This window comes from Tropicimonas sp. IMCC6043 (assembly GCF_004146235.1).
Classification (GTDB): Bacteria; Pseudomonadota; Alphaproteobacteria; order Rhodobacterales; family Rhodobacteraceae; genus Tropicimonas.
Genome location: NZ_SELO01000003.1, coordinates 26,260 through 38,277, shown reverse-complemented (window position 1 = coordinate 38,277; position 12,018 = coordinate 26,260). Strand labels below are relative to the sequence as shown.

Sequence of the window (12,018 nt, the reverse complement as noted above, 5' to 3'; positions counted from 1 at the left end):
ATGGCTCAGTGCGCCTCCTGCGGTCCGAGGACGGCCTCGATATAGGCGTTGGTGTCAAAGAGCTGGGCGGCGGTCTGCGAGAAATGCTCCATCGCTGGCCCGGAGCCGAGGGTGAACAGGAGCAGCAGTCCGATCGGCACGCAGGCGCCGACGATCGCCAGCGGCCGGATCGGGTGCGCCGGGACGGGGTTGCCGTCGGGATCGAGATTGGCGGGGTTGGCGAAATCGGGATCGAGCGGCTTCCAGAAATAGCGGCTGCCGCGCAGGGTGAAGCCGAGGATGAGCAGCAATGAACTGGCCAGGATGACCACCCAGACGACCGGCCAGAGCGGGTCGCTTCGGGCCGCGTCGAGCACCAGCAGCTTGCCGATGAACCCCGAAAGCGGCGGCATGCCGCAGACGGCGATGGCCGCGACGAAGAAGAGCGAGGCGACGAGGCCGCCGGGGGCGCGGGTCGTCGGGCCCTGACTGTCGGCAACGAGGTCGAGGACCAGGAAGAGCGCGGCCGCCGCGAAGGTGGAATGGACGAGGTAATAAAGCGCAGCCGTGGTGCCGGCCGGCGTGCCGATGGAAATGGCGATGAGCAGCGTGCCCATCGAGGCCAGCACCGAAAAGGCGGCGAGCCGTGGCAGCAGCTTGGCGCCGAACACGCCCACCGCGCCGATGAGAAGCGTCAGCAGCCCGGCGGGCATCAGCATCTCGTGGAAGAAGGTGTCGACCGCGATCGCCTCGGGGGTGAAGACAAGCGAATACATCCGCAGGATCGCATAGGCGCCGACCTTGGTCATAATGGCGAAGAAGGCGGCGACCGGCGCGGGCGCGTTGGAATAGGTGCCGATCAGCCAGAACTGCACCGGGAAGGCCGCGGCCTTGATGCCGAAGACGATGGCGAGCAGCATGCCGCCCGTGCGCAAGAGCGCCTGGTCGCCGGGGTCGAGCGCCTGAACCTTCACCGCCATGTCTGCCATGTTGAGCGTGCCGGTCACCGCATAGAGCGTGCCCATGGCGAAGAGGAAGAGCGTCGAACCCGCGAGGTTCATAACCACGTATTGCAGGCCCGCGCGGAGCCGCATGCCCCCGCCGGCATGGATCATCAGGCCATAGGAGGCGATCAGCAGGACCTCGAAGAAGACAAAGAGGTTGAAGGCGTCGCCGGTGAGGAAGGCCCCGTTCACCCCCATCAACTGGAAGGCGAAGAGGGCATGGAAGTGCCAGCCGCGCCTGTCCCAGTCCGAGCCCATGACGTAGAGCACGATGCCGACGGAGAGCAGCGAGGTCAGCAGCAGCATCATCGCCGAGAGCCGGTCGAGCACGAGGACGATGCCGAAGGGCGCCACCCAGTCCCCGAGCTGGTAGATATGGACGGTCCCGTCCAGTGTGGCGATGAAGAGCCCGCCGGCGATCGCGATCAGCGTCAAGCTCAGCGCCAGCGAGAAGACCCGTTGCAGCACGACGTCGTGGCGCATGGCCATGGCCATGACGGCGGCCATCAGCGCCGGCAGGACGACAGGGGCGATGATCCAGTGGCTCATTCGAAATCCCCCTTCGGGTCCTCGAGGCCCGGGTCGTGCGGGTCCTGTTCCCACGGGATCTCGTCGGGGTCGCTGTCGATGTCGCCGGCCTTCCGGCGCAGGTCGATATGGTCGATATCGGATTCGAGATAGGCGCCGAGCGCGATCAGCACCACGACGGCCGTCATGCCGAAGGAGATCACGATCGCCGTCAGGACAAGAGCTTGGGGCAGGGGGTCCGTATAGCTCGTCACATCCGGCGAATAGATCGGCGGCAGGTTCACCGCGAGGCGACCGGAGGCGAACAGGAAGAGATTGACGGCATAAGTCAGCAGCGCCGTTCCGATGATGACTGAGAAGGTGCGGCGGCGCAGCACAAGGTAGATGCCGCCGGCGGTCTGCAACCCGATGACGAGGGAAAGGAGGGCTTCCATCTCAGCGCACCTCCCCGGCCTGGCCGATCGGCGGCTCGTCGCGCACCAGATCCTCCGGGGCGAGCGCCGACGGGTCGTAGTCCATCGGCGAGACGTTGACGCTCTCGCCGGTCCGCCGCGCAATACGCGAGAGCGAGTAGAGCGCGAGCATCACTGCGCCGAGCACGGTGAGGAAGACGCCGAGGTCGAAGGCCATTGCCGTGGCCAGCTCGAACTCCTCGATCGGGGGCAGGTGCACGTAGCCGAAATCCGAGGTCAGGAAGGGAAAGCCGTTGAACCAGGCGCCGATGCCGGTGAAGCCGGCCACCAGCACGCCCCAGCCGATATAGGCGTGATAGGGGAAGTGGATCCGCTCGGAGGCCCAGGAAAAGCCGGAGGCCATGTATTGCATCAGCAGCGCGATGGCGACGGTGAGACCGGCGATGAAGCCCCCCCCCGGCTCGTTGTGTCCGCGCAGGAAAATGTAGACGCCGACCATCAGCGCGATCGGCATCATGACCCGCGTCGCCACCACCATCATCAGCGGGTGGCGGTCCTTCGAATAGTGGGTCTCATGCACCCAGTTGGCGAGCTTCTTGCTGGCGCGGCCGTCCATCAGCGCCTCGCCGAGGGCGAAGATGATGAGCGCTGCGATGCCGAGGACGATGATCTCGCCGAATGTATCGTAGCCGCGGAAGTCGACGAGGATGACGTTCACGACATTGGTGCCGCCACCGTCGGGCTTGGCGTGCTTGAGGTAGTAGCCGGAGATCGTCTCGAAATCGCGGGTCATCAGCGCCCAGGAGAGCGCCGCGGTGGCAAGGCCGGCAGTGCCGGCGATGGCCATGTCGCGGCCGCGCCGGACCCAGCTCGACTCGCGTGGCGTGTGCTTGGGCAGGAAGTGCAGCGCCAGCAGCATGAGGATCAGCGTGACCACCTCGACGGTGACCTGCGTCATCGCCAGGTCGGGGGCCGAAAGGCGCACGAAGATCAGCGAGACGATGAGCCCGTTGATGCCGATCAGCACCAGAACCAGCAGGCGCGAGCGGTGATAGGTCATGATCGCGATGGTCGAGGCAAAGAGCAGCACCGTGCCGATATAGTCGATGAGATTGGCCTCGATCATGTCCCGCGCGCCGGGCGTGTGCAGTCCGGAGGCCCAGGCATAGATTCCGAGCGCCACGGTCGCCGCACCGAAGATCGCGAGATAGTTGGTCAGGCGCCCGTTGTGCATCCTGTTGGCGATCACGCCGCAGACATTGCGCGTCGCGTCGATGGTGGCGTCGAACATGACCTTGGCCTCGGGCTTGGGCATGGCGTTCCAGGCACCGGCCAGCGGGCGGTAAAGGGCGAGGACGGCCAGGCCGCCGAGCGTGGCGATGACCGACATTCCGAGCGCCGGTGTCAGCCCGTGCCAGATCTTGAGCTTGTGCAGGTGCAGGTCGTCCTGGGTGATGGCGTCGGAAACGACGGCGAGGAACCCGCCCAGGCTCGCCTGCGGCCACATGCCGATGACGAGCACCAGCGCGGCGAGCAGCGCCGGCGCGGCCCACATGCCGAAGACCGGGTCATGCGGCGCGTGCGGGTAGTCGTCCCGTTCCGGACCGAGGAAGACATGCGCGACATAGCGGAAGGAATAGGCGGCCGAGAACAGCCCGCCGATCGTCGCCAGCACCGGCACCAGCCAGGGATTGCCGAGCCAGAGGGTGTGCGTTGCCTCCTCGAGCATTAGTTCCTTGGACAGGAAGCCGTTGAAGAGCGGCACGCCGGCCATGCCGAAGGCGGTGATCGCGGCCAGTGTCGCGGTGATCGGCATCAGTCGGCGTAACCCGCCCAGGCGCGGGATCGACCGCGTCCCGGCCTCGTGGTCGACGATGCCCGCGGTCATGAAGAGCGCGGCCTTGAAGATCGTGTGGTTGATGATGTGCAGCGCCGCCGCCGCGGCCGCCGCTGTGGTGCCGAAGCCGAGCAGCATGGTGACGAGGCCGAGATGGCTGACCGTCGAAAAGGCCAGCAGCGCCTTCAGGTCGTCCTTGAAGATGGCGATCAGTGCGGCGACCACCATCGTTACGAGCCCGGTGGTGGCCACGAGGTAGAACCAGAGATCGGTGCCGGCGAAGACCGGCCAGAACCGCGCCATCAGGAACAGCCCCGCCTTCACCATCGTCGCCGAGTGGAGATAGGCCGAGACCGGCGTCGGCGCGGCCATCGCGTGCGGCAACCAGAAGTGGAAGGGGAACTGCGCCGATTTTGTGAAGGCGCCGAGGAGGATCAGCACGAGGGCAGGGGCCATGAGTGGAGAGGCCAGGATCTCCTCGCGCCGCGTCAGGATCACCGAGATGTCGTAGGAGCCCGCCATCTGCCCGAGAAGCAGCATGCCGCCGATCAGCGCCAGCCCGCCACCGCCGGTGACCGCGAGGGCCATTCGAGCGCCCTGTCGCCCGGGCACCGTGTGCCGCCAGTAGCCGATCAGGAGGAAGGAGGACAGCGAGGTCAGCTCCCAGAAGATCACCATCATCAGCACGTTGTCGGAGAGCACGATGCCCAGCATCGCCCCCTGGAACAGCATCAGGTAGGTGTAGAAGAGCCCCATCGGGTCTTCGCGGCTGAGATAGAACCGCGCATAGAGGATGATCAGCAGGCCGATGCCGAGAATCATCGAGGCGAAGAGCAGGCCGAGCCCGTCGAGACGGAAATTGGCGGCGAGCCCGAGCATCGGCATCCAGTCGAGCTGAAAGATCACCACCTCGCCGCGCCAGACCTTGGTCGACAGGGTGATGAGCAGGATCAGTGCCGAAAGCGTTGCCCACCCGGCCGAGAGTGCGCAGGCATTTCGGCCGACGCGGATCATCAGCCCAGGAAAGAGCGCGCCGATAAAGGGCAGCGCCGCGATCAGGGCGAGCGTCGCGTCCGTTTCGTAATTCACCTGTGTCCCCCGTCCTTCCGCCACCCGGTGCGCCGTTGCGTCGATCCGGACGGCGTGCGCCACCCGATGCTCCGGAGGAGTTGTAGGAAGTTCGGACGAAAAAGCAAACCGGTCTCTGCCGGTTGCCTGTGTCCGGTCGCGTTCCGGCGCAGCGCCTCGTCCGGCAAGGGATGTGACACCGCGCCCCGCTGCGCGGCGACGCCGAGACCTGATAGCGCTACCCGCGAAAGGCCGGCTCTGCATGAAACCCAAGATCTTCACAACCCTGCAAGACTACACCCGCGCCCTGTTCCTGGCCGACGCGCTCTCCGGCTTCACCGTCGCGATGGTCGCGCTGCCGCTCAGCATCGCGATCGCCATCGCGTCGGGCGCCGATCCGGCGACCGGGCTCGTCACCGCCATCGTCGGCGGCTTCCTGATCTCGCTCCTCGGCGGCAGCCGGGTCCAGATCGGCGGCCCGACCGGTGCCTTCATCGTCATCGTCTACGGGGTTATTGCCGAGCATGGCCACGACGGCCTGGTGCTGGCGACCATGATGGCGGGTATCATCCTGCTGCTTGCCGGAGCGCTGCGAGCGGGAAACCTGATCTCCTACATCCCGGAGCCGGTCATCAACGGCTTTACCATGGGAATCGCGATCATCATCGCCACCAGCCAGCTCAAGGATCTCTTCGGGCTCCAGCTCACCGACCCGCCGGCGGATTTCTTCGGCCTCGTCGACGCCCTCTGGGCGGCGCGGGCGAGTTTCAACGGTGCAGCGCTTGGTGTCGGCCTGACGACGATGGCTCTCATCATGCTGCTGCGGCACGTCGCGCCGCGGTTTCCTGGCCTGATCCTGGCCATCGCGGTCACCTCCGCCGCGGCCGCCCTGCTGACGCTCCCCGTCGAGACCGTGCAATCCCGCTTCGGCGCGCTGCCACGGAGCCTGCCCGTTCCGCAACTGCCCGAGATCACACTCACGCGCATCGAGGAACTGCTGCCGTCAGCCGTCATCATCGCCTTTCTCGCCGGCGTTGAATCGCTGCTCTCGGCGATGGTCGCCGACCGCATGTTCGGTGGCCGCTACCGCCCCAATGCCGAGGTCATCGCCCAGGGCGCGGCCAATGTCGGCTCGGCGCTGTTCGGCGGGCTGCCGGCGACCGGCGCCATCGCCCGCACCGCGACAAATGTCCGCGCCGGCGGACGGACGCCGGTGGCCGGGTTGATCCATGCCGTGACGATCCTGCTGGTCATGATGCTCGCTGGACCGCTCGCCGGCTGGATGGCGATGCCCGCGCTTGCCGGGCTGCTTTTGCTGACCGCCTGGAATATGAGCGAACCGCACAAATGGCGGGCGCACCTGTCCGATCGCACTGCCGACAAGGTGTTACTGCTCCTGACCATGGTTCTGACCGTGGTGACGGATCTCACGGTCGCAATCGGCGTCGGCGTGGCGCTCGGCCTCGCAATCCGGCTCCGCAGGCGCCATGTTCCGCCCTCCGACTGGTCGATGCCGGAGCGCTGAGGTCTGCATTTTCCTCCGGGGGGCTGCCCTTTGGTAAGTCATACGGCGCCGGTGCTCGCCTTGACCTCCTTTGTTAAAAAGTTTCATTCTTGGGGCGGTTGCGGCCCGCTACGGCCGCACGACAGGGAGAAAAACATGAACAAACACTTCATTGGCGCGCTCGTCGCTGCAACAACAGCGCTTTCCGGAGCGGCTGCCTTCGCCGAGGAGTTCATCTCGATCGGTACCGGCGGCGTCACGGGCGTCTACTATCCGACCGGCGGCGCGATCTGCCGCCTCGTGAACAAGGACCGCAAGGACCACGGCATCCGCTGCGCCGTCGAGTCCACCGGCGGCTCGGTTTACAACGTCAACACGATCAAGGCCGGCGAACTGGAATTCGGCGTCGCGCAGTCGGATGTTCAGTTCAAGGCGTTTAACGGTATCGACCCGTTCGAGGGCGACGCTGCCTTCCCAGAGCTCCGTTCCATGTTCTCGATCCACCCGGAGCCCTTCACGCTGCTGGTGCGCGGCGACAGCGGCATCGAGAGCTTCGAGGACCTCAAGGGCAAGCGCGTCAACGTCGGCAACCCCGGGTCCGGGCAGCGCGACACGATGGAAGTCGTCATGGCCGCCTTCGGCATGACCATGGACGATTTCGCGCTGGCGACCGAGTTCAAGGGCTCCGAGATGGCCAAGGAGATCTGCGACAACAATATCGACGCAATGATCTACACCATCGGCCACCCGGCCGCGGCGATCAAGGAAGCCACCACCACCTGTGACGTCAAGCTGGTGGACGTGGTCGGCGAGCCGATCGACAAGCTCGTGGCCGACAATCCCTACTACCGCGTCGCCGTGATCCCCGCCGGCATGTATGCCGGCACCGACAAGGACACGACGACCTTCGGCGTCGGCGCCACGCTGGTAACATCGACCGCCGTGTCCGATGAGACCGCCTATATCGTCGCCAAGGCGGTGATGGAAAACCTCGACGCCTTCCGCGGCCTGCACCCGGCTTTCGAAAACCTCAAAGCCGAAGAAATGGTCAAGGACGGTCTCTCCGCGCCGCTGCATCCGGGCGCCGAGAAGGCCTACAAGGAACTCGGACTGATCGACTGATCGCATCCTGCGCGTAACGACGGGCGGGCGGGCGCCTGCAAAAAGCGCCCGCCCGCCCGACCCTTCGTTCCCGGGCCGGTCGCCGCCGTCAGCGTGTCACTGCATGTCCGGGAAGGAACCTGCGTCAGCAGGACGGGGAGATTGACCCCGGACCCGCCTTCCGCATGTGCCAAAGACATGGCTTCCGGCCGCCAGACGAGGGAAGATCCGCATGACCGACCAGGACACTCATCACAGCACCGCGCATGACATTGTTGCCGAGGCCGATACCGGCGCGCGCAACCCGGGCGGCTGGGAAGCGCTGCTGTTTCTCGGCATCTGCCTCGCCTGGTCGATCTTCCAGCTCTACATTGCCTCGCGGCTGCCGGGGATGCTTGCGCAGGCCACCGGCATCTCCTTCTTTGCCCACCTGGTGACCCAGGCCCGCTTCATCCACCTTGCCTTCGCGCTCACGCTGGCAACGCTTGCCTTCCCGCTCTACAAGGGCGCCCCGTCCGACCGCATCCCCTGGTATGACTGGCTCCTCGTCGCGCTCGGCCTCATTTCGACGCTCTACCTCATCGTCTTCCGCCTCGAGATCGCCGCCCGTCCCGGCCTCTGGAGCACCAGCGATGTCGTGATCTCTGCCATCGGAATGGTGGTGCTGCTGATCGCCGTCTACCGCTCGCTCGGCCTGCCGCTCGTGGTCATCGCCTCGGTCTTCGTGCTCTTCACCTTCTTCGGCGGTTATTCCGAATGGGTGCGGAACCTGACGAATTACGGCGGCTCCTCGCTCTCCAAGGCGCTCGGCCATTACTGGATGCAGACGGAGGGCGTCTTCGGCGTGGCGCTCGGCGTCTCGACCACGATGATCTTCCTGTTCGTCCTCTTCGGCGCGCTGCTCGACAGGGCAGGGGGCGGCAACTGGTTCATCAAGGTCGCCATCGCGCTGCTCGGTGCACTGCGTGGTGGCCCGGCCAAGGCGGCCGTGCTCTCCTCGATGATGACCGGCATGATCTCGGGCTCCTCGATCGCCAACACCGTCACCACCGGCACTTTCACCATCCCGCTGATGAAACGCATCGGCTTCCCGGCCGAGAAGGCCGGCGCCGTCGAGGTCGCGTCCTCCACCAATGGTCAGCTCACGCCGCCGGTGATGGGCGCCGCGGCGTTCCTGATGGTGGAATACGTCAACATTCCCTATATCGACGTGGTCAAGCACGCCTTCCTGCCGGCGGTCATCTCCTATATCGCGCTGCTCTACATCGTCCATCTCGAGAGCCTGAAGATGGGCCTCGAGGGGCTCGAGAAGAAGGGCCGCAAGATCGGCGTGCTGCTTATCCTGCTGCTCTTCCTGACCGGCTTCATCGGCCTTGGCGCCATCACCTTCCTCGTCATCGGGCTGCGCTCGGCGTTGCAGCCGCTGATGGGCGACGGCTCGATCTATGTCGCCGTGGCGCTGCTCGGCGTGGCCTATCTCGTCCTCGTCGCGATCGCCGCGCGTTATCCGGACATCGAGATCGACGACCCCGAACAGGCCCCCGTCGCGCCGCGGCTGACGCCCACGCTGATCGGCGGCGCCTATTTCGCCCTGCCGATCTTCGTGCTGGTCTGGAACCTCATGGTCTCGACCGATCATCTCGACCGGCTCTCGCCGGCGCTTTCGGCCTTCTGGGCCACGATCGCGATGATCTTCATCGCCGTGACCCACCGTCCGCTGAAGGCGATCTTTCGCGGCCAACAAGTCGGCAACGAGACCGCCGAGGGCTTCGGTGACTTCATCCAGGGTCTGATCGCCGGGGCACGCAACATGATCGGTATCGGCGTCGCCACCGGCGCGGCCGGCATCATCGTCGGCACCATCTCGCTCACCGGCGCGCATCAGGTGATCGGCCAGGTGATCGAGGTGATCTCGGGCGGCAACCTGATGGTGCTGCTGTTCCTCGTCGCGGTGCTGTCGCTGATCCTCGGAATGGGGCTGCCGACGACGGCCAACTACATCGTCGTCTCTTCGCTGATGGCGCCGGTCATCGTCTCGGTCGGGGCCCAGGCGGGGCTCGTGGTGCCGCTGATCGCCGTGCACATGTTCGTCTTCTATTTCGGCATCCTTGCCGACGACACGCCCCCGGTGGGGCTCGCCGCCTATGCCGCCGCGGCGATCTCGCGCGGGGACCCGATCATGACCGGCGTGCAGGGGTTCATGTATGACATCCGCACGGCGCTGCTGCCCTTCCTGTTCATCTTCAACACTGACTTGCTTCTCATCAACGTCACCTTCTTCCACGCGATCGTCGTCTTCTGCGTGTCGCTGGTGGCGATGCTGCTCTTTGCGGCGGCGACCCAGGGCTATTTCTTCGCGAAATCGCGCTGGTGGGAGACTCTCGTGCTGCTCTTCATCGCCTTCATGCTGTTCCGCCCCGGCTTCTTCCTCGACCAGATCGACGATCCCTACGACCACCTGACCGGTCCGGCGGCGCTCGAAGCGGCCTCTGCGCTCGAGGACGGCGCGCCGATGCGGATGGTCGTGACCGGCCCGGACTACGACACCGGCAAGCCGCGCTCGACTACCATCCTGGTGCGGGCGATGGGCGGCGACGCAGAGGCGGCGCTGATGGACAAGGGGCTAATGCTGCTGCCCGAGGGAGAGACACTGATCCTCGAGGAGCCGATGTTCGGCACGCCCTTCTTCGAGAAGCTCGCCAACCAGTATGATTTCTACGGCGACGAACCGGTGGTGATCGAGCAATTCGAGCTCGAGCGCGACCGGATGCCCAAGGAGGTCTTCTTCCTGCCGGCCTTCCTGCTCCTTGCTGGCGTTATCTTCCTGCAACGCCGCCGCGCCACGCAACCTGCCTTCTGAGGATATTCAGATGTTCAAGTCCATCCTGCTGGCCATCGATCTCAACGATTCGATCTCGGCGCACCGGGTCGCGGAGACCGGCTTCCGGCTCGCCCGTGACCACGGCGCGGAGGTGCATATCGTCAACGTGATTCCGGATTTCGGCATGTCCATCGTCGGCTCCTATTTCTCTTCCGACCAGACCAAGAAGATGGTCGCGGACGAGAAGCGCCGTATCGAGGCATGGGCGGCAGCGGAACTGCCGGACGACATTCCCTATGACCTCACCGTTATCAAGGGCCATGTCTACGACAACATCCTGAAGACGGCGAACCGGATCGGTGCGGACGTCATCGTGCTCGGCTCGCACAAGCCTGATCTGGAGGACTACCTTCTCGGGCCCAATGCCGCCCGGGTGGTCCGGCACGCGAAACAGTCGGTCTTCGTCGTTCGCGGCTGATCCGCGCCGCCAGACGCGAAAGATGGCGCGGACGCTGGCGCGCGCGTCTCAAGACGCCTGGCGTTGCGCGACCTTGGTTCCCTCAGCGAGGCCCGGGGCGGGGTAGAGCACGATCCGTTCGCCCGGCACGAGCCCCGAGGCAACCGAGGCTTCGAGCCCGTTCGACCGCTCCAGCTCCACCGGGCGCAGCGCGACCATGCCATCTTCGCCCACGACAAAGACCGCGTGCCCGCCATTCGAGCGGAACAGCGCCGAAGCCGGGACGATCACCGCGTCCGGCTTCTCCCAGACCACGATGCGCACCTCGACGCGGTAGCCATGCCCGAGCGCGGCGCGGGTTTCCGGCGGATCGGTGAAGGCGATGCGCGCGTTCACCCGCTGCTCCTCCACGCCGAGCGCCGAGTATTTGGTGAAGCCCCAGGGATCGATCCGGATTACCTTGCCGTTGAGCGGCACCGCGCCGCCCCATTTGTCGATGATGACCGGGTCGCCCAGTTCGACCTGCACGGCGTCGGTCGACAGGAGTTCCACCACCACTTCGAGATCGTCCTCGATATTGCCGATCTCCATGATCGGCGTGCCAACGGCCAGCGTGGTCTCACTCTTCTGCATCACCTGGAGGATCCGCCCGGTGGCCGGCGCGAAGAGCGGCGTGGCGTGTTCGGAACTTATCTGGAGGGCGGCGGCAAGACCCTGGTCATCGAAGCCGATGAGCTGGGCGCGGGCGGTGTCAACCTCGGCCTCGCGCATCGCGATCGCGGCTCCGGCCGTGTCCAGCGTCGCCTGCGCGGCGCGCGCGGTGGCCTCTGCGCGTTCCAGCGACGCCTCGCTGAGCGTGCCGCTCTCGGTGAGGCGCTTGGCGCGTTCCAGATCGGATTGTGCGAGATCATTGTCGGCCATGGCCTTGTTGAGATCGGCGCGCGCAACGCGGAGCGCGGCCTCAGCCGCGGTGACGGCGGCTCGGGCCTGTTCGCGGGTGCGGATGTCGAGCGCGGAGGGGTTGGTGGGCAGCATATGTGCCACCACGGTGACACCTCGGGTCACCACGTCACCCGGCTCCACCTCCACCCGCAGCAGTCGCCCGGTCACCGGGGTCGACACGACATAGGGCTCGTGCACCCGCGTGCGCGCCTCCTCGTCGATGGTGACCAGCATCGGCCCCTGCGTGACCTCGCCGATATCGACCAGGACAGGCTGCGGCCGGAACGCCCAGCCGAGCCCGGCGAGCACGAGCGCAAGCAGGAGGAATGTCAGGATCCTGCGGGTTCGTTTTTTGCCAGCCATA

8 protein-coding genes are annotated in these 12,018 nt (G+C 65.9%); 4 read left to right on the top strand and 4 right to left on the bottom strand.

Translation table 11 applies throughout. From position 1 onward, the window contains the following. Positions 1-5: 5 nt before the first annotated feature. Genes EU800_RS04475 through EU800_RS04465 form a run of 3 tightly spaced genes read right to left on the bottom strand, consistent with a single transcriptional unit; the run spans position 6 to position 4,850 of the window. On the bottom strand, positions 6-1,532 hold the full coding sequence (locus EU800_RS04475; RefSeq protein ID WP_129628986.1) for a monovalent cation/H+ antiporter subunit D: 1,527 nt from the start codon (positions 1,530-1,532) through the stop codon (positions 6-8). After that, complete coding sequence (locus EU800_RS04470) at positions 1,529-1,945, bottom strand: Na+/H+ antiporter subunit C (protein ID WP_129628985.1); 417 nt, start codon at positions 1,943-1,945, stop codon at positions 1,529-1,531. The genes EU800_RS04475 and EU800_RS04470 overlap by 4 nt, the downstream gene beginning before the upstream one ends. A 1-nt stretch (position 1,946) precedes the next feature. Continuing rightward, entirely contained in the window at positions 1,947-4,850 is a 2,904-nt protein-coding gene (locus tag EU800_RS04465; protein ID WP_256369754.1) for a monovalent cation/H+ antiporter subunit A, read from the bottom strand. A 241-nt stretch (positions 4,851-5,091) separates the two neighbouring features. Here EU800_RS04465 and EU800_RS04460 point away from each other — a divergent pair, with 241 nt between their 5' ends. The 4 genes from EU800_RS04460 (at position 5,092) to EU800_RS04445 (ending at position 10,733) form a co-directional block, all read left to right on the top strand. Then, a complete protein-coding gene (locus EU800_RS04460; RefSeq protein ID WP_129628981.1) occupies positions 5,092-6,354 on the top strand; it encodes a SulP family inorganic anion transporter in 1,263 nt (420 codons plus the stop codon). A 135-nt stretch (positions 6,355-6,489) separates the two neighbouring features. Then, positions 6,490-7,455: a TAXI family TRAP transporter solute-binding subunit gene (locus EU800_RS04455; RefSeq protein WP_129628979.1), complete on the top strand. Its 966-nt coding sequence runs from the start codon at positions 6,490-6,492 to the stop codon at positions 7,453-7,455. A gap of 211 nt (positions 7,456-7,666) precedes the next feature. Further along, complete coding sequence (locus EU800_RS04450; RefSeq protein WP_129628977.1) at positions 7,667-10,294, top strand: TRAP transporter permease; 2,628 nt, start codon at positions 7,667-7,669, stop codon at positions 10,292-10,294. 10 nt (positions 10,295-10,304) lie between these two features. Then, positions 10,305-10,733: a universal stress protein gene (locus EU800_RS04445; protein ID WP_129628975.1), complete on the top strand. Its 429-nt coding sequence runs from the start codon at positions 10,305-10,307 to the stop codon at positions 10,731-10,733. A gap of 48 nt (positions 10,734-10,781) precedes the next feature. On the opposite strand, the gene EU800_RS04440 is transcribed toward EU800_RS04445, so the two are convergent. Then, positions 10,782-12,017 (bottom strand): efflux RND transporter periplasmic adaptor subunit, encoded by a 1,236-nt coding sequence (locus tag EU800_RS04440; protein ID WP_129628973.1) that lies wholly within the window; start codon positions 12,015-12,017, stop codon positions 10,782-10,784. Position 12,018 lies beyond the last annotated feature (1 nt).

What these genes read in the sequence shown, in the direction of transcription:
- EU800_RS04475 (WP_129628986.1), bottom strand. Translation starts at nt 1,532, where the DNA reads ATGAGCCACTGGATCATCGCCCCTGTCGTCCTGCCGGCGCTGATGGCC.
- EU800_RS04470 (WP_129628985.1), bottom strand. Translation starts at nt 1,945, where the DNA reads ATGGAAGCCCTCCTTTCCCTCGTCATCGGGTTGCAGACCGCCGGCGGC.
- EU800_RS04460 (WP_129628981.1), top strand. Translation starts at nt 5,092, where the DNA reads ATGAAACCCAAGATCTTCACAACCCTGCAAGACTACACCCGCGCCCTG.
- EU800_RS04455 (WP_129628979.1), top strand. Translation starts at nt 6,490, where the DNA reads ATGAACAAACACTTCATTGGCGCGCTCGTCGCTGCAACAACAGCGCTT.
- EU800_RS04450 (WP_129628977.1), top strand. Translation starts at nt 7,667, where the DNA reads ATGACCGACCAGGACACTCATCACAGCACCGCGCATGACATTGTTGCC.
- EU800_RS04445 (WP_129628975.1), top strand. Translation starts at nt 10,305, where the DNA reads ATGTTCAAGTCCATCCTGCTGGCCATCGATCTCAACGATTCGATCTCG.
- EU800_RS04440 (WP_129628973.1), bottom strand. Translation starts at nt 12,017, where the DNA reads ATGGCTGGCAAAAAACGAACCCGCAGGATCCTGACATTCCTCCTGCTT.